This window comes from Paenarthrobacter aurescens, from assembly GCF_041549525.1.
GTDB classification, from domain to species: Bacteria; Actinomycetota; Actinomycetes; order Actinomycetales; family Micrococcaceae; genus Arthrobacter; species Arthrobacter aurescens.
Window position 1 is genome coordinate 4068984 of the sequence record NZ_CP157456.1, and the last position, 18541, is coordinate 4087524.

Consider the following 18541-nt stretch of genomic DNA (forward strand, 5'->3'; position numbering starts at 1 on the left):
ATGGACCGGGGAAGGGAATTTGTGGAGCGCAAGGACGAGCCAGAGCTGTTGAGGTTTACCGATGGCCAGGAGTGGGAAACCTGGCTCTCCGCGAACCACGCCACAGAGACCGAAGCGTGGCTGGTGATCGGCAAAAAGAACTCGGGCGCCGGGCTCATCGAGATCCAGGATGCCTTGGATGGCGCCCTTTGTTTCGGCTGGATTGACGGCCAGCGGAAGGGCAACGACGAGAAGACCTTCCTGCAAAGATACTCACGGCGCCGGGCCCGAAGCTCGTGGTCCCAGGTGAACGTTGGCAAAGCGGAAACGCTGATCAGTGAAGGCCGAATGCGTCCGGCTGGTTTCGCGGAAATAGACGCGGCCAGAGCCGATGGCCGCTGGGACGCGGCGTACGTCCCGCAAGCCAACGCCGAGGTCCCGGAGGACCTGCGAGCCGCACTCGAGAACAACCAGGAAGCCAGGAAGACCTTTGATGGCCTCAACAAGACCGGGCGCTATCTCATCATCCTGAAGCTACTCAAGACCCGCACACCGGAGTCGCGCGCCACCACCTTGGCGAAGGCCGTGCAGAAGCTGGCAAACGGCAGCTAGCCCCTCTTACATACTGTCGGTGGGCTCCCGTAGGGTACCGGCATGGACATCATCCTTGTACCCGGTTTCTGGTTGGACGCATCCTCGTGGGAGGAGGTGACGCCGCCGTTGGAAGCAGCCGGCCATACCGTGCATCCACTGACGCTGCCCGGCCTGGAGTCGGTGGATGCGCCTCGCGCAGGCATTGGCCTCCGCACCCACATCGATGCTGTGGTGGCCAAGGTTGACTCCCTTGATGGCAAAGTCATCCTGGTGGGCCACTCAGGCGGCGGTGCCATCATCCACGGCGTGGCTGATGCCCGCCCGGACCGGGTGGCCCGGACCATTTACGTGGACAGCGGGCCACTTGGGGAGGGCGCGGTCATCAATGATGAACTGCCCGACGACGGCGATGAGATCCCGTTGCCGCCGTGGGAACTGTTTGAGGAAGAAGACCTCGTGGACCTGTCCGAGCCCCTCAAAGCCGCCTTCCGGGCACGGGCCGTTCCGGAACCCAAGGGGGTGGCCTTTGATCAGCAGCACCTGAATGACGTCCGCCGCTACGAGGTGCCCGCCACCATCATCGCCTGCCAGTTCCCGTCCTCGTTGCTGAAGGAATGGATGGATGCCGGGCACCCGTTCACAGCGGAACTGGCCAGGATCCGGGACGTCCACTTCATGGACCTCCCCACCGGCCATTGGCCTCAATTCACCAAGCCAAAGGAACTGGGCGAAGCGATCCTCACCGCCGTGGAACGCACCCAGTAAATCCCGACGACGGCGCTCACCGTGGGGCGGGCGTCGGCACCCAAACGCAACGGCCGCCGCCAAGTGGGCGACGGCCGTTGCGGTGTGAGGCCGTTTACTTCAGGGCTTCAGTGCTTGGGCGGCGTGTTGGTGGCCGGCCCTTCCGGTGCTGCACCGCCCTCGTCCGTCCAGTCACTTCCCGTGGTGTCATCCAGGGCGGGATCAGAAACTACATCCGAGTGGATGGCAGGTCCAGCGCCAGCGGCATTCCCTGACGCGCCGGTGGGCTCCGTCTTGAGAGTGGACTCCGCCTTTTGTGAGGACACCGTCCTTTGTGAGGACACCGTGGACTTGTCCCCCGGAGTCCCGGAGCCGGGATGCTGACCCGCCTTCGGGGCCGTGATGCCCGGGAACACGGACTCAGCCTTTTCCAGCAACTTTTTGCCTGCCTCATAGAGGTTGTCCAGGATATCCGGCACGGACTCCTGAACTGCTTCCGTTGCCTGATGGACGTTCTCCTGGACTTCGGGGTTCTTCCACAGCTTCTGTGTACCTCCGCGGACCCGCCGATACACCTCCGGCCAGGACTTCGAACCCCATACGTAGCCTACGGCCACGCCAACGGCGAACAATGCTTTGCCTTTCACAGCGATCACTCCTTCCGAGGTGTTTATTCCTCGACACTATCCCCGCGAAGCACACCCTGTCACCTGCCCAATCATTGCGGCCCGGTTAATAGTGATTTGCCGAAAAAGAACATTCGACTAAACTCTTATGCCAACCAGCGGACAACCGCAGGAACTAAACATCGCACCCGAGGAGGTAAACCAATGGGACTGGATGACAAAATCAGCAATGCCGCCGAACAAGCGGGCGGCAAGGTTAAGGAAAAGACCGGCGAAACCACCGGGGACAGGGACCTTCAGGCCGAGGGTCGCGGCGATCAAGCGCGGGCAGACCTCAAGCAGTCCGGTGAGAAAGTCAAGGACGCCGCCAAGGGAGTTGCGGACTCCCTCAAGGGCCACTAGACAGCGAATCCGGGGCATCTCGGGGCCGCAAGCAAGGGCGAGCTAATAGTCAGGTTACTTGCTACTAGCCCCGGGAGCCGCTAGCGTTGCTGGTGTAGTACCGAGTCTGACCCAATCGGCAGGAGTGCTTTATTGGCTGCATTTCATAAATTCATCGGGGTTTCACACTAGTTCCAATTCCCCACATTCCATAGGGCCTTCAAGGGCCCCATTACGGTGCCTACACCTTGGAACAGGCACCCGGTGAACTTACTCGCTTCATCACGTTCATGGAATTTCCATAACAAGAAAGTAGGAGCAAAAATGGGTTTCTTTGGTTTTCTTCTGCTCGGTCTTTTGGCCGGCGCTATCGCAAAGCTTATTCTTCCCGGCCGTCAGGGTGGCGGCTGGCTGATCACCCTTCTCCTGGGCGTCGTCGGCGCTCTTCTGGGCGGCTGGATCGGCGGGCTCATCTTCGGAACCGGCCTGCAGGAATTCTTCTCCCTCACCACGTGGCTCCTGGCCATCGGCGGCTCCATCATCGTGCTGCTGATCTACGGCCTGGTAACTGGTCGCAAGGCACACCATGGCTAATAACCAGAACCGCGATGCCAACGGTGAAGAACTCGAAGGCCAGTATTCCGAAGGCGACTACGGCGACACGGGAGTGTCCCCGGAAACGCTTAAGGATGACGCCGGAGGCGACTACACCGAAGGCGACTACGCCGAGAAGACGGTGCCCTCGGCGGAGGCCGAATTGGACGAAAAGAACACGGAAGACGTCCCTAAGGACCGGCCCTTCTCGTCCGAACCGGACGAAGAAGCATCCGGCTCAAGTCGCCCGTAACATCTGAATACCGTCAAGAACCCGGAGAACTGCAGCTGCAGCCTCCGGGTTCTTGCGTTGCCCGGGTTCTTGCGTTGCCCGGGTCATTGCCATACCCAGGTTGTTCCTGCGCGCCGGGTCCCTCACGGCATGGGCCTGATACTTTCGGGCATGGATTATTGGGGCATCGGCCATGACGCCCGCGTAGCGTCGATGGAAAGGATGGAGTCAGGTGCAAAAAGCAGACGGAGCGCAGGCGGGGGACATGATGCAGGGCTGGAACAGGGCAATCGAGCTCATTGAGCGGGACCTCACCACAGAGGTGGAGGTGCGGGCTTTGGCCACGGCCGCTTTGACATCCGAGTACCACTTCCGGCGCATGTTTTCCTCGCTGGCGGGCATTCCCATCTCTGAGTACATCCGCAGGCGGCGGCTGACAGCCGCTACGGCGGAAGTACTGGAAGGCCTCACGGTCCTGGATGTGGCTGTCCGTTACGGATACGGATCCGCAGAGGCGTTCAACCGCGCATTCAAAGCCATGCACGGGCTGAGCCCCTCTGAGGCCCGGCTGCCCGGCGCCGTCCTACATTCACAACCTCAACTGAGGTTCCATCTCCGAGTCGAAGGAAATACCGATATGAAGCACCGCATAGAAGATCGGCCGGCTTTCCGTCTCATAGGCCTTAAAGCCCGGGTCCCGCTGGTCCACCAAGGACCCAACAACGCCATCATCGAGTTCCAACGAGGATTGGACCCCTCCGTCACCAAGCGTCTTCTGGAGCTTGCCGATATGGAACCGGCAGGTCCCTTGTCCGTTACAGACAACATCGAAGAAGAGCGCACCGAGGGCAGCGAGCTGGACTACTGGCACGCTGTGGCCTCTACCAAACCGGCCCCGGAAGGTTTCGAGTCCCTTGAAGTCCCGGCGGGCCTGTGGGTGGTCTTCGAAGCTGAGGGGAAGTTCCCTGGAGTCCTGCAGAGCATGTGGGCAGACGCTGCCACGGAGTGGTTTCCCGCCAACCCTTACAGGTGGGCACCGGGACCGGAAATGCTCAGCGTTCAGGTGGAGCCTGGCGGCACCCACGGCCGGGGTCAGTTGTGGATCCCCGTTGAGCGGGAGGATCTACGCTGACGGGACCGTTCCCAGAAGCTGGCGGATTCCTTCCAGCGGCAGCACGCTCTGCCGGTATTCACGGGTAAAGACCCGAAGCACGGACTCGGCAGCGTCCGCGTTTTCCGTTCCTATTGCTTCGGCCGCGTAGACGACTTTGATGTTGTGGGCAAAGGCATCGGCGGCGGTTTGGGCAATGCAGTTATGGGCGGAGATGCCGGCGAGAATCACGGTGTCCACCTTCCAGTTGCGCAGGCGCATGGCAAGGTCCGTTCCGAAGAACGCGCTGTCGCGGGTTTTGATCAGCCACGGATAATCCTCAGTGAGCAGGCCGGGAACAAACCCGGCCTGCTCACTGCCCCTGAAGATGAAGCCTTGGTCATCGTCAAGCATGTTCAGGCTCCAAGTGGACTTGTCCCGTTCATGGACGGTTCCCACCAGGAGAACTTTGGCGCCGGCTTGAGACGCTGCGCTGGTTAGCGAATTGCAGGCAGCAACAATTTCTTCCTGACGCCCCTTCAAAGCCGGGTCCTCAAAGTAGGCGTTCTGCATGTCGATCACCAGCACCGCGATCATCTGTTTCTCCCAACCTCAGTTCCCAGAGTCCAGCCGAAGATCAGAGTCCCTTGCCGCCCGTGACGGGAAGGACGGCCCCGGAAATGTAGGACCCTTCATCGGAGGCCAGCAATACGTAAGCGGGTGCCAGTTCAGCCGGCTGCCCGGCGCGGCCCAGCGGCGTGTCCTGCCCAAAGGTGGGGAGCTTATCCGGCCATTCCGTGGCAGGAATCAACGGCGTCCAGATGGGACCGGGCGCCACAGCATTGACACGGATTCCCTTGGGACCGAGTTCCTCGGCCATGGCTTTGGTAAAGGCCACCTGGGCCGCTTTGGTCATGGCGTAGTCGATCAACTGGGCGGACGGATTGAAGGCCTGGATGGAGGCCGTGACAATGATCGAGGCGCCCGGACGGAGGTGCGGAATGGCCGCCTGCGCTGTCCAGATGAGGGAGTACAGGTTGGTTTTGAAAACGCGGTCAAACTCCTCCGTGGGAATGGTCTCCAGGCCTTCGCGGTTCTTCTGGTACGCCGCGTTCAACACCACAACGTTGAGCCCGCCAAGCTCCTGCACGGTCCGTTCCACGATCCGGGCCGCGAACTCCTCATCCCTGGCATCACCGGGCAACAGCAGGACCTGCGCTCCGCACTCACGGATCCATTCCGCCGTCGACTGCGCGTCTTCTTCTTCCTCCGGAAGATAGCTGATGGCCACGTTGGCGCCTTCACGCGCGTAAGCGATGGCCACGGCAGCGCCGATGCCGGAATCACCGCCGGTGATCAGCGCCGTCTTACCCTGCAGGCGGCCGTGCCCTGCATAGCTCTTTTCGCCATGGTCAGGTTGCGGATCCAGCGGCTTGGTAAGACCGGGCTGCTCCTGCTCCTGTTGGGGGAACTCACCCGAGTGGTACCCCTTGCGCGGGTCCGATGGCGCGGAGGACAGGCGGTTCCCGTCCGTGTGAGGCTTGTCAGTCTGATTCGAATCACCTTGAGTCATGGTTCTGCCCCTTTTCGCTTGCACTGCACGGTACTTTTGCCCTGTACCCAGCCATACAAGCTCCTAAACGCAGATGGACTATGTCCGGAGGGTCCTCGCTTTGACCATGAGAAACAGTCCGTACGCGATGAGCCCCAGCGCCACTGCAGCCAACAGGTAGGGCCCGTAAGGCTGCTCCTTGAGGGCTTTCAAACCACCGTCAAGACCGGTTGACTGCTCCGGTTGGGCACGGACCGCGGCGATGACCACCAACAGGCCAACCAGGAACAATGCGATTCCCTTGGCGATGTAGCCCACCACCCCAACCCAGAGTTGGAAGCGATGCACGGAGGGGTTGGATGACAGGGAAAGGTCCTTGGTGAATTTCTTGCGGAAGCCCCTCACCGCAAACACGATTCCGGTGATGGCAATTCCGGCGCCGATGGCAACGAGCAGGAACACTCCGAATGGCGCCTTCATCAGAGTCACGGTGAAATCGCTGCTGGATTCCCGGCTGTTCCGGCCTTGTCCCATGACAAAGGAGATGATGGTGGCGGCCAGGGCAGCGAAGACCAGTGCCTGGCCCAAGGCAGAGAGTCTTTTGGTCAGCTTGTTATCGGATGCGTTCCGGTAGCCCAGAATGGCATTTCCCAATTGCCACAAGGCCAAGGCCGCACAGGCGGCGAAGCAGGCCCAGAGCAGGAGGGGCCCTGCTGGTTTGCTGGCCAGCTCGGTTACCGCGCCACTGACGTCAGCCTCGCCGCCACCGCCCACCGCGAGTTGGATTGCAATGACCCCAATGAGCAGGTGGAGCAAGCCGCTCACGGCATAGCCGGCCCGGGCAACAGCAGCAAAGGTTTGCGAGTTCGCCGCATCCTCCGCCAGGCCAGCGGCCTTTTTCATCTCATCCTTGATGACAAGCCTCCTTATTTTCGCTGTGGACTCCATCGTCCCTTAAACGACGTCGGGCATGTACCCACCCGAACAACGAGGCAGTTGCGCCAGGAAGCCTTGGCGCCTAGAAACCAACTACGGATTGTGGCCAGATGCTCCGGAGGCCCGCGCCCAGAGGATTGAACTGCTCACGGACTGTTACCACGGCACGGGTCTGGCTGAGGCTTTCGCCAGCCTGGCCGGCTGCGTCCTGGGCGGCACGGAGGGAATCGGACTCGATACGTCCAACAACAGTGGTGGGCTGGGCCGAGATCTGGTCAGTCATTTCGGTGGTCCTTCCTGGAAGTTCCCGTCAGCTGATTGGCTGATGTTTCAACCATCTGACGAGGTCCTCAAGAAGGACGCCGGGTCATCTCAAGATTTCCTCAAGATTGGGGAGAGTCAGTGATGGGCAGCCACGCTTCTGGACCGCCTATCCCGAGTACTTACCGCGTGGATCAGTCGCGCGCGGAGTCCTTGAGGAGCCGCTCGATGTCCGCAAAACTCATCCCCGAGGCAATCGCAAGGTCCGGAAGCCCGGCTCCGGCAGCAGAAGCATTACGCATCGCCCTCGCCAGAACGTCCTCAGCCTCGTCCATCTCCCACTGGAGGCCCTCAACCCGGGCCGAGGCGGTCCAGACTTCGTCCAAATACCCGGTTCTCCTGGACGGAGCGGTCGCCGCTGGCGGCGCCTCCACCGTCGTCCCTGGAAGAGCTTTCTCCTGCATGTCCCTCGTTGCTACCGCGGTCATCTGATGCCCTTCCGTGTAAGAATTTATCTCGACAACCTAGTTATATGACAATCTAACTAATTATTCCAGCAGGGTTTTTCTTTGAAGTGACTCACATCACATATTTCCGAGCGTGAGGAATGGGGTAGCCATCACGTCTTATTCACGACGGCGGATAACAAGCGCCGCGCACAACGGACAGGAGCAAATCGACATGACGATTCAAACGCAGACCCCCGCAGGCGTCCCCGCAAAGAAGGCGCAGACTTCCCCAACCTCCTCATCCGAGGCCCCAAACGGCACACCGCTGAAGGGTAAAGACGGACGAGGCGCCACCACGGTGGCCGACGGCGTTGTAGCGAAGATCGCCGGCATTGCCATCCAGGAAATACCCGGCGTTCACGCTCTGGGTGGCGGAGCGGCCAGGGCAATCGGAAACCTCCGCGAGAAGGTAGGCCAGAAGGACCTCACCCAGGGCGTCAGCGTGGAGGTGGGTCAAACCCAAGTGGCTGTTGATGTCACCTTGGTGGTTGAATACCCGCACCCGCTCCAGGAAGTTGCCGACAACGCCCGCGACGCCGTGTACACCGCGATTGAGGACTTGGTGGGCATGGAAGTCACCGAGGTCAACGTGACCATCACCGACATCCATGTGCCTTCCGAGGACGATGATGCCGATGGTTCCGAGCGTGAACCGAGGGTGGCATGAGCCCCACCATCGCTGGCCTTGCCATAGGCGCGGTGCTGGCCTTCGCCGGGCTGGCCTTCGGCTTTTGGGGCCTGTTGCTCACGGCACTGTTCATGGGAGTGGGAGCGGTGCTGGGCCGCTCCGCCGAAGGGAAGCTTGACCTTCGCGGGGTTCTGGATGCCCTGCGGGGCAAGCGCTCCTCCACATGAGCAGGACAGCCCCCACCAGCACAGCCCCTACCAGCACAGGACGCGCCGGCATGGGACGCGCCAGCAGAAGCAGCCTGATGAGCGGAGCCAGGACGGGACACAACCGAATCACCCATAATGCCCTCCGCAAAACGGTGGAAACCGTCGCGGCACAGGCCTTCAACGTGGGCCCCGGCAATGTGGCTGTCTCGCTGGAGGACGACGGAGGCAAGCTGGGGATCAGCGTCTCCGTCGCGTTACCGCTCCCACCGCTTTTGGGAATGCCGTATTCGGACATGGCCCCTGTTGAGGCCCGCCCGGGCGAAGGCACAGTCTTCGCCATGGCCCGGCAGGCCCGTGCTGACATCGTCGCGCAAGGTGCGGAACTCACCGGACTGGAAATCGGCCGCGTGGACATCCGCCTCCACGGCGACAAGAACAGCGGCGCCAAGAACAGTGGCGACAAGAACAGTGGCGGCAAGAACACCGGACGCGGCTCGAACAACAGCGGCAGCAGGAACAACCTCAGGGAAAGGAGAGTCAGATGAGCAAGGACCCGCTGGTACGGCGTCTCATTCGCCGTGAAACGCACTCTTCCAGGGCCCTGCCCTCCATAGTGGCCGCCTCAATCCTGCTGGCGACTGCCCTGTGGTTGACGCTCGAGTACGTGCTGTGGCTGCTCAAGGACCAGCCACTGCTGGCCAGCCCGGCCCAAACGCTCCGCTGGTTGCAGGACCTCCCCGGCAACACCGTCCCCGGGGGCATGATCGGAGCCGGAGCCGGCATGGCCCTACTTGGCATCCTGACCTTGGGGCTGGGTTTGGGAAAGGGCCGCAGGCATCGCCGCTCACTCCACAGCGACCGGGCAGCGGTTGTTGTGGACGACGACGTCATTGCAGCGGCCATCTCCAACACCTCCCGTCTGGCCGGGGGCCTCGCCGCGGGGCAGGTGACCACAACCGTGGGTGGACGGTCCGTCCTGGTACGGGTGCGTCCGACGTCGGGGGTTTCGCTTGAGACTGCAACCATCAAAACAGCGCTCGACGGCGAATTGGCCGCCTATGCGGTGGACCGCCGGTTGGCGTCCCGCATCCAGGTTCTAAAGGAAGGAGCGGTAGGGCAATGAGGAACACCAACAGGGCACTGAACCGCATGGTTCTGACGCTTTTGGGAATTGTCCTGCTGGGAGCCGGTGCCGCACTGATCGCGGCCGGATCCCTCCCCGGGGCCGCGGAAGTGTGGACCAGCACGGCGTCGTTGGTGCGGGACCAAGCACGGAACCTCGCGGGCATGGCGCCCCTGCCGGACCCGGTCCGGAGTTGGTGGTTGGTGCTGGGAGTCGCCATACCGCTGGTGGGCGCCGTGCTCAGCGCCGCTTGGCTGGCTTCCCAGGGCGGCGGCAAAACACCCCGGCTGGCCGAGCAATCAGAAGGCCCCGCCGGACGGACCGTTATTGACTCCGGTTTGGTGTCCGTCGCTATTCGTGAAGCCCTGAGCGGCAACACTGACGTGCTGTCCTCTTCCGTCTCGGCGTGGGAGTCACGCCGCGGCACAGCCCTCCGCATCCGGGTGGAGGCCCGCAAAGGTGCGTCTCCACGGGCTCTGGCAGACTCCGTGGAGCTGCTCCTCCAGCAACTGGACAGGCTGCTGGGGCATCCAATGCCGGTTCTGGTGCGAATCACCAGCGGAACCCGCACGCAAGTGTCAGGTTCCCGTCGTGCCCGGTGACCCTCGAGTATCAAGCGCTAAGAACTAACACCCAGAAGCTCAAAGAAGGCTTCACCTGGAACTAACCCCACCACCCACCGTGCATTGGAAGGCAGAAACGTGACTGGTTCACCCGCAGCGCAGCACCAACTGGACCTGGTGCCCGATGCCCTGTTGGCCGGCCGGGCCGCAGACGGTGACACAGCGGCCTTCGAGGCACTCGCCCGCCGCCACGGCCCCCTGATGAGGGCAACTGCCCGACGATTGACCGGATCGCTGGCCGACGCCGACGACGTAGTGCAGGAAACCCTGGTCCAGGCGTGGAAACAGATGGACACCCTCCGCGACCCGGCGGCTGTGAAGGGCTGGTTGCTCCGGATTGTGGGCAGCCGCAGCATCGATCACTTGAGGAAACGGCGCCATCACGTGGGCCTTGATGATGTGGTGGACCAGATGCAGCACGATCCCAAGCCGCAGGCGGAGGACCCTCAACACCGCGCAGTCAACAGCTCACGAGTGGACGCTTTGAAGGCGGCCCTGGCAGCACTACCCGAGGAACAGCGGCGATGTTGGGTACTTAAAGAGTTCAATGACCAGAGTTACGAGGAGATCGCACTGACGTTGAACATCAGCCCGGCCAGCGTCCGGGGCCGCCTGGCCCGGGCTCGGATCACCCTTGCACGCACGATGGAGGAATGGCGATGAACACCCCCGGCGATGCCTTGGAATGCGGGCACAGTCTTGCCGAGCTGAGCACCTATGTGGACACCGGTCAGATTGCCGATCCTGTCCATCTTCAGTCCTGCCCCGAATGCCAGGCCGGTTTGGCATCCCTGCGCAGCCTCTCCCAATTCGGGAGTGAGCTGCTCAGCTCCGATCTGGCCGATGCCGGTTCCGGCCATGACGACTGGATGCAGTCGATCCTGGACAACCTCCGGTTGGAACTCCGTCCCGGCAGGAGCATCCCCTTGACGGCCGGGGACCCCCGGGACTCCCTCTGGGAAACCGAAGGCTCCATCTCGGCGCTCATCCGTTCGGTTGTGGATGCGTTCCCCGGCACCGCGGCAGGAAAGTGCCGCTTGCACGGTGACATCACCACGGCAGGGGCGGGGATCTGCGTGGAAGTGGAGATAGCGGTTGTGTACGGACATCCCATGGAAGAGCGGGCTGCCGAGCTGCGACGGCAGCTCTCGGAGACCCTGGCCTTTCAGACCGAGCTGACCATTGAGTCCATCAACATCACAGTGACCGATGTCCTGGAACCACCCCCGCCCACATCAGCTGGCCCCGGAAAAGCCGGCACTACCCCTGCCGCATTCACTACCCCTGCACCGATCGATCGGGAGGATCAGCCATGACCGAGTCCCTGGACCCCGCAAGCTCGTCCCCCTCAGTGGCCCTCCCCGCACCAGCAGCATCGGATCTTGCAGAGGAACTGTTGGGCGTCATCCAAGCCGTGGACGGAGTCACAGCCGTGTATCCGGCGCAGCCCCTCTGGCAGTCCATCGCAGGGGCGGCGGTGGCTGTGATCACCGGGGAAAGTATGCCGTTGATCGCGGTCACTGATCATCCTCATGAGCCGGTGGTGAAGGCCCGGATCGGAGTGGGTACGCTCCGGCCGGCGCCCCAGGTGGCCCGCGAAGTAGCTCAGGCCGTCCGCAGCCACCTGCTCCCCCGCGTAGCCGTCGTCGAGGTTTACATTGTCAAGGTAGGCACCTAGCCGTCGCCGCCCCTCCGGCTCCCCGGACTCAGCTCACCTTCAGTTGGTGAACGGTGACGTCCCCGCGGAGCTCCAGTCGAAGCGTCCCGCTTGCGGTCCACGCCGGGAGCCCGGAGGGGTCGACGTCGATGCGAACCTCGCCGCTGTAGCCCTCCTTCAGTTCACACTGGCCAAGCTGCAGCCATGAGCCGGCCGGACCGGAAGTCTGGACGCTGATGCTGCAGCCGCCGAGGCTCCTTGCTGCCCTTGCGGACAGGACCTCACAGTGCACTGCGGTGATGGGCTGCCCGTCCCACGTCCGGTAAACGGCCCGCGCCGGCGCCGAGGGATTGGCCGGAGCGATCGCCGTGCCTGAGAGGGGCCGGGCTGGGACCAGATCCATGTTGGAGGTGGCGTCGTAGAGGCGGGCGGGGACCCACGTGCCCGGCATCCGTCCGGGTTGCCGGCCGCCGTCGGGAATCCGGAACGTCACGCTTACCGGCAGCATCGAGGCGGAGGAGCCCAGGAGGATCACGTATTCACCCGGTTCAACCACCATGGACGCCGTCACCGTGCTGAATGTGGCCAGGCGTTCCACTGGAATGCGCAGCTTTGCTGTTGAGCTGCCATGCGGAGCAACCTCCACGCGCTGGTGGGCTACCAGAAGCCTTCGCGGAAAGTCGTACGGATGGGCAGGAGCTGCTGCATAGGCCTGAACCAGCTCGTGGGCCACGCGATCCCCATGATTGGCCAGGGTGACCTGAACATCAATGAACTTACCGGGGATTTCGCCGGTGATCACGGCGTGGATGTACTGGACCTTTCCGTAGTTCAGTCCGTGTCCCAGCGGATAGAGCGGCTCAGCACGGGTGTACAGGTAGGTGGACTCAGAGCCAATGATGTCGTAGTCCAGAATGTCCGGCAGGTCCCGGTCCCGGGCAAACCACGTTTGCGGGAGGCGTCCTGTGGGTTCGGTGTCACCGCTGAGCACATCCACCACGCCCGGCCCCAGTTCCTGGCCGCCGTGCGATGTCCAGGCAATGGCGGGAAGATCGGCCAAAGCACCCAGGGCATAAGGGTAGGAGGAGACGATCAGCAGGACAGTTGCGGGATTCGCGTCCCGAACAATCCTGACGAGTTCCTGTTCCGACTGTGGCAGGTCCAAAGTGTCCCGGTCCAGGGTTTCCCGCCCGCCAAGGTGGGGGTCGTTGCCAACAACCACCACTGCCACATCGGCTGAGGCGGCAGCGGCCTGCGCTGCCTCGTGGCCGGACTTGATGGTTCTGGGCACAAAACGATCAGCGGCGGCTTCCAACCCGGAGGCCAGCACCAGGCTCCCAGTCCCGGATTCCACCCGCACCCACTTGGACGAAGCAACGTGCTGCAGGGCAACAGTTCCGTCGTGTGAAGGCAACAGCCGGAATGTCTCCTGCACCACCCATCCCCCGATTCGATCCGCCGAGGCCCTGAGGTAACCGTCGCCGTCGGCGGCAACAAAGCGGCCCGTCAAGCCGGACTGAAGACTGAACTCCCCCCGCCCCCAGTCCTTAAGCGTGAAGTGCTCCCCAACGGCCGGTGAGGCTTTGTCCGCCACCAGGACACCGGCGTCGTCAGTGGTTTCCGACGACGGCGGGAGGCCCACGTAGGTGCCGGTGCGGGCACTTCGCAGGGCAATAACGTCCAGGCCGTCCTCCGCAGTGACGTCCTTGTAGCGCCGGGAAAAGGCCTCAGCAATGCCGCACTGGTTCTGCAGGGTTCCGCTGTACCAATCGCTGAGGACACGCTGGCCAAGTGCTCCTATCACGGCAATGGATCCCGGGTTGTCGCCCAACGGGAGGAGTGCGGATTGTGCCTGGTTTCTGAGCAGCACCACGGACTTTCGGGCTGCTTCACGGGCAAGGGCCGCAGTGCTGGCTGCGTCAAGAGCACCTTTGCCGGCATCGGGAGTCCCTGCGCCGGTTTCAGTGAGGCTGCCGCCGTCGTCGTCGAACTCTCCGGTTCTGGCGCGCAGCGTCAGGAGCCTGGTGACGCTGCGGTCAAGGTCCTCCTCCGTCAGCAGGCCACGCTCCAGGGCTTCCTCGAGGTAGGCAATGGACGGGTCCGGGTTGTCGCCGTCGTCGGTGAAGTTGTCCACGCCGGCCTTGAGTGCGGCCGCGTAGGCGGCTGCGGCGTCGGGAAAATACTTCTCCGCCCGGAAGAGCGCGGAGGGAGCTCCGGCATCGCTGACCACGGTGATCTCCTCGCCGTTGGTCCATGCCCGCAGGTGCTGGTTGACCAGATCGGACACATGGGCGGGGCGGCCGTTGACCAGGTTGTAGGAGAGCATCACCGCTCCGGCAACTCCGTCCTCAATGGCTTGCCGGTACGCCGGTAGCTCGTATTCGTGCAGGACCCTGTCCCTGAGATTGCTGGAGGTGAGGCTGCGATCGTGCTCATTGTTGTAGCCAAGGAAGTGCTTCAGGGTGGGCACCGTCAGCCAGGTGCTGGAATCTGTTCCTTTCAGGCCCGCACAAAAGGCGGTGGCAAAGCGGGCAGTCAAGTGGGGGTCCTCGGAAAATCCTTCCTCATTCCTTCCCCACAACGGATGCCGCAGCGGGTTGACCACGGGCGCCCACACGTTGAGGCTGACGCCGGAATCCGCTGCCTTCTTGGCCCGGACCTCATGCCCAACCGCTTGGCCTACACGGGTGATGAGGTCCTCGTCCCATGTTGCGGCCAGCCCCACCGGCTGCGGAAAAACGGTGGCGGGTCCGAGCCACGCCACACCGTGGGCAGCCTCGGTTCCTGTACGAAACGGGGCGACGCCCAGCTCTGGAACCGCTGGAGCGTGCTGGTGGAGCATGGCGATTTTCTGGGTCAAGGTCAGCTGATGGAGCAGCCTCTGCGCTGTTCCAACCTGGTTTTGTGTCACAAAGTTTCCCGTCGTTCACTGTTGAACCGCTTCTACAAAATTGACATCGAACTTCAGTCTTCACCAGGTCAATGTGATTCGCAACACTAAAACCGTTGCATGAAAGTCGCGGAATGCCCTAGGGTGGACGCAATCGAAGCGTTTCGACAATTCCCGCATTGAAAGCCATCACAAAGGAGTGTTTCATGCCTGGTCCCAGCATGCCCCCGTTTATGACTTCCCGAGGAAAACGCGCAGAAGCCCCACTCCGCGGAACGGGAGCCATCAACGTCAACCGTCGATCCTTTCTGGGCGTCCTTGGCGGCGCAGTATTCCTGGCAGCCGCACCTGCAGCGCTGACAGCGTGCAGCCCGGGGGCGTCCGCGCCGCTGGCCACCACTTCCGGCGGACTGGCCGAGGCAGTAGCCAAACTGGTCCCCAGCTACATTCCGCTTGATCTGGTGAAGCCTGACATTCCTTCGGTCAAGGGCTCCACCCCCGGCTTCACCACCCTTCCCGGCACCTTGGTCAAATCGGTCAAGGACACTCCCGGCAAAGGCGGCACCTACACAGCCATGACGCCCGCATGGTGGGCAATACCCCCGTCCTTGCCGGAGAACAGCTACTACAAAGCCGTAAATGCCGAGCTCGGCACCACCATCAACTTCCAGGTGAACGACGGCAACAGCTACGCCGATAAGATCCAGACAGTCCTCGCCTCCCCCAAGGATGTACCGGACTGGGTGGTCATTCCCTCCTGGAACCTTCCGCCCCGCTTCGGCCAGGCCGCCAAGGGCATCTTCACCGATCTCTCCGAATTCCTGGCCGGGGACAAAGTGAAGAAATACCCCAACCTTGCCAACATCCCCACAGCCTCCTGGAAACTTGGCTGCTTTGAAGGCGGCCTCTACGGGCTTCCCTACCCCGGCGCGCTGATTTCGGATGCCATTTTCTACCGTGCGGATCTTTTTGAGCAGCTGGGCGTGGAACCGCCAAAATCCGCAGATGAGTACCTCAAGGTTGCCAAGCAGCTCACGGATCCTGCCAAGAACCGTTGGGGCTCCGAGGACGTGTGGAACGGCGCCCAGATCATGCACGGCGTTGTTCCCAAGTGGAAGCAAGTAGACGGCAAGCTGCAGAACAAGTTTGAAACGGACGAGTACCGGGCAGCGCTGGAGTGGACCGCCAAGCTCTTCGCCGATGGTTCGGTCCACCCGGACGCTGTTGCGGGCAACGCCCAGCAATCCAAGCAGCGCTTCGAATCCGGAGCCTCACTCATGGCCTCGGACGGCGTAGGTGGCTGGCACGAAGCCCTGGCCCGGGTTCTGCCTTCCAACCCGGACTTCAAAATGCTGCCCATGGACTACTTCGCTCCCGACGGCGGCGCGCCCACCTTGTTCCGCGCCCAGCCGGCTGCGATCTTCAGCTTCATCAAGAAGACAGAGGACCCAGCCAAGGTGGAGGAACTTTTGGCCCTGGCCAACTTCATTGCAGCCCCCTTTGGAACGCAGGAAAACCGGCTGATTACCAGTGGCGTGGAAGGCGTTCACTACACCAAGGACGCCCAGGGGATCCCCAAGATGACCGGGAAGGGAAGCCAGGAAGTTACCAGCACTTACGCGTTCCTCGTGGCCGGTCCGATCGTGAACTCCATGGTCCAGTACCCCGGTCTGGTGGAAGCCCAGTCCGGATGGGAGGCCCGCCAGGCTCCCCACGTAACTGAGGACGCCTTCTTTGGCATGCAAATTGAGGAACCCACCAAATTCGCCTCATTGGGCAAACCGTTCAATGATCTCGCGAAAGACATCATCCGCGGCCGCAAGAGCATCAAGGACCTGGACAGCGAAGTGGCATCCTGGCGGAGCAAGGGTGGAGACGAACTGCGCGACTTCTACGCAGGCTTCCTGGCGTAGGACGGCACTTCCATGACTATCGAAACCGAAAAACCCGCGGCTTCGGCCGGGGCCGATACCAGCCAGGCGCCTCACAGCGGATCCGCGCAGCAAACCACAACCGGCAAGTCAAAGTCCGGCCATGCAAAGTCCGGCAAACGCCTGCAGGAACCTGGTTCCGGAAGGCCCCGGGCCGGCAAGCTGGCCCGCTTCAAGCGGGACCGTTCCCTGGTGTTCATGGCCTTGCCCGCAGTACTCCTGCTGGCCGTGTTCGCCTACCTTCCCATGCTGGGCAACGTAGTTGCGTTCCAGGAGTACTCCCCCTTCATCGGCTTTGCGGACAGCCCCTGGGTTGGCCTGGAAAACTTCTCCAGGGTTTTCAGCGATCCCGATTTCTGGATGGCCGTCAAGAACACCCTGGTGATCACTGCTTTCCAGCTGGTCTTCTTCTTCCCCATTCCCATCGCCTTGGCCATCCTGCTCAATTCCCTGATCAACCCCAAGCTGCGCTCAGCCATCCAGGCCGTGGTGTACCTTCCACACTTCTTCTCGTGGGTGCTGGTGGTCTCGGTGTTCCAGCAGCTCTTTGGCGGCGCCGGCCTCCTGAACCAGTCCCTGCGTGCCAACGGCTGGGAAGCAGTTGACGTCATGACCAACCCGGACACCTTCCTCTTCCTGATCACCTCGCAGGCCATTTGGAAGGACGCGGGCTGGGGCATCATCGTCTTCCTCGCGGCACTGAGTGCCATTGATCCCGCGCAATATGAAGCCGCCGCGGTAGACGGCGCGGGGCCCTGGAAGCGCATGTGGCACGTGACGCTGCCCGGGCTGCGCAGCGTGATCGTGTTGCTGCTGATCCTGCGGCTGGGCGATTCCCTGTCAGTTGGCTTCGAGCAACTCATCCTTCAACGGGACGCCGTGGGCGCCGAAGCGGCCGAGGTTCTGGACACTTTCGTCTACTACACCGGCGTGCAGAACGGCGACTGGAGTTATGCGGCCGCGGCAGGCCTCATCAAGGGCGTCATCAGCCTGGCCCTGATCCTTGCGGCGAACAAAGTGGCCCACATATTCGGCGAGAGCGGTGTGTATTCAAAATGAGCATCCTGGTCAAGAACACCAGAAAACCAAACAGCAACTCCCAACGTGCAGCGTGGGAAGAAGAACCGGGTGTTGTGGCGAAGGCGGGGAAATTCCTGATCCTCGGCGCCGTGGTCCTTGCCGTGCTGGGGCCGCTCTACACCATTGTGCTGACCAGCGTTTCTTCCCAAGCCACCATCACCCAAGCCGGTGGTTTGGTACTGATCCCGGGGGAGATCACTTTTGCCGCATACCAGCAGATCCTCAGCGGCGGCGTGGTCACCAGGGCGGTGCTGGTCAGTGTGGGGGTTACTGCAACCGGCACGCTTTTGAGCATGGTGGTGTCCGTTCTGTGTGCCTATGGGTTGTCACGCCCCGGCTCCTTCGCCCACACACCCATACTGTTTACCCTTCTGATCACCATGTTCTTCAGCGCGGGCATCATTCCGGCGTATCTGCTGGTGTCCAGCCTGGGCCTGATCAACACCTACTGGGCGTTGATCCTGCCCAGCTGCATCTCCGTTTTCAACATCATCATCCTCCGCGGCTTCTTCATGGGAATTGACCGCGGCATCCTGGACAGCGCCCGCATGGACGGTGCGAGTGACTGGCGGACCCTCACGCAGATTGTCCTGCCCATGTCCAAGGCTGTCACCGCCGTCATCGCGCTTTTCTACGGCGTTGGGTATTGGAACGCCTTCTTCAACGCCGTCCTCTACATCAATGACAGCGCCATGAATCCGCTTCAGGTGGTTCTGCGTTCCTACGTGCTCCAGGGCGTGACGGTACCGGGACAGATCGACGTCGGCCAAGGGGCGGCAGCTTCGCCCGCACTGCAGATGGCCGTCATTGTGCTGGCCATGGTGCCCATCCTGATCGTCTACCCGTTCGTTCAGAAACACTTCACCAAGGGCGTCATGATCGGCGCGGTCAAGGGATGAGTG

General features: G+C 62.2%; 24 protein-coding genes. 17 read left to right on the plus strand and 7 right to left on the minus strand.

The features are described 5' to 3' along the window. The gene (locus ABI796_RS18880) at positions 1–591 is read left to right on the plus strand and encodes a YdeI family protein (RefSeq protein ID WP_141283783.1); all 591 of its coding nucleotides are present in this window, start codon (positions 1–3) and stop codon (positions 589–591) included. 42 nt (positions 592–633) lie between these two features. Beyond that, positions 634–1338, plus strand: a complete 705-nt coding sequence (locus tag ABI796_RS18885; RefSeq protein WP_141283782.1) for an alpha/beta fold hydrolase — start codon at positions 634–636, stop codon at positions 1336–1338. Between the two features lie 107 nt (positions 1339–1445). Here the strand turns inward: ABI796_RS18885 and ABI796_RS18890 are convergent, their stop codons facing one another. Further along, positions 1446–1964: a hypothetical protein gene (locus ABI796_RS18890; protein WP_141283781.1), complete on the minus strand. Its 519-nt coding sequence runs from the start codon at positions 1962–1964 to the stop codon at positions 1446–1448. A 183-nt stretch (positions 1965–2147) separates the two neighbouring features. Between ABI796_RS18890 and ABI796_RS18895 the strand changes: the two genes are divergently transcribed. The 4 genes from ABI796_RS18895 to ABI796_RS18910 all read left to right on the plus strand — a co-directional run bounded on the left by ABI796_RS18895 (position 2148) and on the right by ABI796_RS18910 (position 4282). Continuing rightward, positions 2148–2345: a CsbD family protein gene (locus tag ABI796_RS18895; RefSeq protein WP_141283780.1), complete on the plus strand. Its 198-nt coding sequence runs from the start codon at positions 2148–2150 to the stop codon at positions 2343–2345. 303 nt (positions 2346–2648) lie between these two features. Further along, a complete protein-coding gene (locus ABI796_RS18900) occupies positions 2649–2918 on the plus strand; it encodes a GlsB/YeaQ/YmgE family stress response membrane protein (protein WP_011776522.1) in 270 nt (89 codons plus the stop codon). Next, a complete protein-coding gene (locus tag ABI796_RS18905) occupies positions 2911–3171 on the plus strand; it encodes a hypothetical protein (RefSeq protein WP_141283779.1) in 261 nt (86 codons plus the stop codon). The genes ABI796_RS18900 and ABI796_RS18905 overlap by 8 nt, the downstream gene beginning before the upstream one ends. Before the next feature lie 247 nt (positions 3172–3418). Continuing rightward, a complete protein-coding gene (locus ABI796_RS18910; protein WP_141283855.1) occupies positions 3419–4282 on the plus strand; it encodes a helix-turn-helix domain-containing protein in 864 nt (287 codons plus the stop codon). Here the strand turns inward: ABI796_RS18910 and ABI796_RS18915 are convergent. The 5 genes from ABI796_RS18915 to ABI796_RS18935 all read right to left on the minus strand — a co-directional run bounded on the left by ABI796_RS18915 (position 4274) and on the right by ABI796_RS18935 (position 7477). Next, positions 4274–4837, minus strand: coding sequence for a cysteine hydrolase family protein (locus ABI796_RS18915; protein ID WP_141283778.1), 564 nt, complete (start codon positions 4835–4837; stop codon positions 4274–4276). The genes ABI796_RS18910 and ABI796_RS18915 overlap by 9 nt on opposite strands. Positions 4838–4877: 40 nt before the next feature. Further along, a complete protein-coding gene (locus ABI796_RS18920) occupies positions 4878–5813 on the minus strand; it encodes an SDR family oxidoreductase (RefSeq protein ID WP_141283777.1) in 936 nt (311 codons plus the stop codon). Positions 5814–5891: 78 nt separating this feature from the next. After that, positions 5892–6695, minus strand: coding sequence for a DUF1206 domain-containing protein (locus tag ABI796_RS18925; protein WP_246095798.1), 804 nt, complete (start codon positions 6693–6695; stop codon positions 5892–5894). Positions 6696–6810: 115 nt separating this feature from the next. Continuing rightward, positions 6811–7011, minus strand: coding sequence for a hypothetical protein (locus ABI796_RS18930; protein WP_141283775.1), 201 nt, complete (start codon positions 7009–7011; stop codon positions 6811–6813). Between the two features lie 172 nt (positions 7012–7183). Continuing rightward, complete coding sequence (locus ABI796_RS18935; RefSeq protein ID WP_141283774.1) at positions 7184–7477, minus strand: hypothetical protein; 294 nt, start codon at positions 7475–7477, stop codon at positions 7184–7186. A gap of 193 nt (positions 7478–7670) precedes the next feature. Between ABI796_RS18935 and ABI796_RS18940 the strand changes: the two genes are divergently transcribed. The 8 genes from ABI796_RS18940 (at position 7671) to ABI796_RS18975 (ending at position 11759) form a co-directional block, all read left to right on the plus strand. Then, positions 7671–8165 carry an Asp23/Gls24 family envelope stress response protein gene (locus tag ABI796_RS18940; protein ID WP_141283773.1) on the plus strand — a complete coding sequence of 165 codons (495 nt, stop codon included), beginning with the start codon at positions 7671–7673 and terminating at the stop codon, positions 8163–8165. Next, entirely contained in the window at positions 8162–8353 is a 192-nt protein-coding gene (locus ABI796_RS18945) for a DUF2273 domain-containing protein (protein ID WP_141283772.1), read from the plus strand. The genes ABI796_RS18940 and ABI796_RS18945 overlap by 4 nt, the downstream gene beginning before the upstream one ends. After that, on the plus strand, positions 8350–8880 hold the full coding sequence (locus tag ABI796_RS18950; protein ID WP_246095797.1) for a hypothetical protein: 531 nt from the start codon (positions 8350–8352) through the stop codon (positions 8878–8880). Before ABI796_RS18945 ends, ABI796_RS18950 begins: the two co-directional genes overlap by 4 nt. Beyond that, positions 8877–9458, plus strand: a complete 582-nt coding sequence (locus ABI796_RS18955) for a hypothetical protein (RefSeq protein ID WP_141283771.1) — start codon at positions 8877–8879, stop codon at positions 9456–9458. The genes ABI796_RS18950 and ABI796_RS18955 overlap by 4 nt, the downstream gene beginning before the upstream one ends. Next, complete coding sequence (locus ABI796_RS18960) at positions 9455–10060, plus strand: hypothetical protein (protein WP_141283770.1); 606 nt, start codon at positions 9455–9457, stop codon at positions 10058–10060. Before ABI796_RS18955 ends, ABI796_RS18960 begins: the two co-directional genes overlap by 4 nt. A 99-nt stretch (positions 10061–10159) precedes the next feature. Further along, positions 10160–10744: an RNA polymerase sigma factor gene (locus ABI796_RS18965; RefSeq protein WP_141283769.1), complete on the plus strand. Its 585-nt coding sequence runs from the start codon at positions 10160–10162 to the stop codon at positions 10742–10744. Then, positions 10735–11397, plus strand: coding sequence for an Asp23/Gls24 family envelope stress response protein (locus ABI796_RS18970; protein ID WP_246095796.1), 663 nt, complete (start codon positions 10735–10737; stop codon positions 11395–11397). The genes ABI796_RS18965 and ABI796_RS18970 overlap by 10 nt, the downstream gene beginning before the upstream one ends. Continuing rightward, entirely contained in the window at positions 11394–11759 is a 366-nt protein-coding gene (locus tag ABI796_RS18975) for a hypothetical protein (RefSeq protein ID WP_141283768.1), read from the plus strand. The genes ABI796_RS18970 and ABI796_RS18975 overlap by 4 nt, the downstream gene beginning before the upstream one ends. 28 nt (positions 11760–11787) lie before the next feature. On the opposite strand, the gene ABI796_RS18980 is transcribed toward ABI796_RS18975, so the two are convergent. Continuing rightward, complete coding sequence (locus ABI796_RS18980) at positions 11788–14649, minus strand: glycoside hydrolase family 3 C-terminal domain-containing protein (RefSeq protein WP_246095795.1); 2862 nt, start codon at positions 14647–14649, stop codon at positions 11788–11790. 185 nt (positions 14650–14834) lie between these two features. On the opposite strand from ABI796_RS18980, the gene ABI796_RS18985 reads away from it, so the two are divergent. The 3 genes from ABI796_RS18985 to ABI796_RS18995 are packed head-to-tail and all read left to right on the plus strand — an operon-like array spanning position 14835 to position 18538. Beyond that, entirely contained in the window at positions 14835–16541 is a 1707-nt protein-coding gene (locus ABI796_RS18985; RefSeq protein WP_246095794.1) for an extracellular solute-binding protein, read from the plus strand. 12 nt (positions 16542–16553) lie between these two features. Then, complete coding sequence (locus tag ABI796_RS18990; RefSeq protein ID WP_141283767.1) at positions 16554–17618, plus strand: ABC transporter permease; 1065 nt, start codon at positions 16554–16556, stop codon at positions 17616–17618. Next, a complete protein-coding gene (locus tag ABI796_RS18995) occupies positions 17615–18538 on the plus strand; it encodes a carbohydrate ABC transporter permease (protein WP_141283766.1) in 924 nt (307 codons plus the stop codon). The genes ABI796_RS18990 and ABI796_RS18995 overlap by 4 nt, the downstream gene beginning before the upstream one ends. Positions 18539–18541: the final 3 nt, after the last annotated feature.

What these genes read in the sequence shown, in the direction of transcription:
- ABI796_RS18945 (WP_141283772.1), top strand. Translation starts at nt 8,162, where the DNA reads ATGAGCCCCACCATCGCTGGCCTTGCCATAGGCGCGGTGCTGGCCTTC.
- ABI796_RS18940 (WP_141283773.1), top strand. Translation starts at nt 7,671, where the DNA reads ATGACGATTCAAACGCAGACCCCCGCAGGCGTCCCCGCAAAGAAGGCG.
- ABI796_RS18990 (WP_141283767.1), top strand. Translation starts at nt 16,554, where the DNA reads ATGACTATCGAAACCGAAAAACCCGCGGCTTCGGCCGGGGCCGATACC.
- ABI796_RS18925 (WP_246095798.1), bottom strand. Translation starts at nt 6,695, where the DNA reads ATGAAAAAGGCCGCTGGCCTGGCGGAGGATGCGGCGAACTCGCAAACC.
- ABI796_RS18920 (WP_141283777.1), bottom strand. Translation starts at nt 5,813, where the DNA reads ATGACTCAAGGTGATTCGAATCAGACTGACAAGCCTCACACGGACGGG.
- ABI796_RS18895 (WP_141283780.1), top strand. Translation starts at nt 2,148, where the DNA reads ATGGGACTGGATGACAAAATCAGCAATGCCGCCGAACAAGCGGGCGGC.
- ABI796_RS18970 (WP_246095796.1), top strand. Translation starts at nt 10,735, where the DNA reads ATGGCGATGAACACCCCCGGCGATGCCTTGGAATGCGGGCACAGTCTT.
- ABI796_RS18915 (WP_141283778.1), bottom strand. Translation starts at nt 4,837, where the DNA reads ATGATCGCGGTGCTGGTGATCGACATGCAGAACGCCTACTTTGAGGAC.
- ABI796_RS18930 (WP_141283775.1), bottom strand. Translation starts at nt 7,011, where the DNA reads ATGACTGACCAGATCTCGGCCCAGCCCACCACTGTTGTTGGACGTATC.
- ABI796_RS18950 (WP_246095797.1), top strand. Translation starts at nt 8,350, where the DNA reads ATGAGCAGGACAGCCCCCACCAGCACAGCCCCTACCAGCACAGGACGC.
- ABI796_RS18995 (WP_141283766.1), top strand. Translation starts at nt 17,615, where the DNA reads ATGAGCATCCTGGTCAAGAACACCAGAAAACCAAACAGCAACTCCCAA.
- ABI796_RS18935 (WP_141283774.1), bottom strand. Translation starts at nt 7,477, where the DNA reads ATGACCGCGGTAGCAACGAGGGACATGCAGGAGAAAGCTCTTCCAGGG.
- ABI796_RS18985 (WP_246095794.1), top strand. Translation starts at nt 14,835, where the DNA reads ATGCCTGGTCCCAGCATGCCCCCGTTTATGACTTCCCGAGGAAAACGC.
- ABI796_RS18975 (WP_141283768.1), top strand. Translation starts at nt 11,394, where the DNA reads ATGACCGAGTCCCTGGACCCCGCAAGCTCGTCCCCCTCAGTGGCCCTC.
- ABI796_RS18910 (WP_141283855.1), top strand. Translation starts at nt 3,419, where the DNA reads ATGCAGGGCTGGAACAGGGCAATCGAGCTCATTGAGCGGGACCTCACC.
- ABI796_RS18905 (WP_141283779.1), top strand. Translation starts at nt 2,911, where the DNA reads ATGGCTAATAACCAGAACCGCGATGCCAACGGTGAAGAACTCGAAGGC.
- ABI796_RS18955 (WP_141283771.1), top strand. Translation starts at nt 8,877, where the DNA reads ATGAGCAAGGACCCGCTGGTACGGCGTCTCATTCGCCGTGAAACGCAC.
- ABI796_RS18900 (WP_011776522.1), top strand. Translation starts at nt 2,649, where the DNA reads ATGGGTTTCTTTGGTTTTCTTCTGCTCGGTCTTTTGGCCGGCGCTATC.
- ABI796_RS18880 (WP_141283783.1), top strand. Translation starts at nt 1, where the DNA reads ATGGACCGGGGAAGGGAATTTGTGGAGCGCAAGGACGAGCCAGAGCTG.
- ABI796_RS18960 (WP_141283770.1), top strand. Translation starts at nt 9,455, where the DNA reads ATGAGGAACACCAACAGGGCACTGAACCGCATGGTTCTGACGCTTTTG.
- ABI796_RS18885 (WP_141283782.1), top strand. Translation starts at nt 634, where the DNA reads ATGGACATCATCCTTGTACCCGGTTTCTGGTTGGACGCATCCTCGTGG.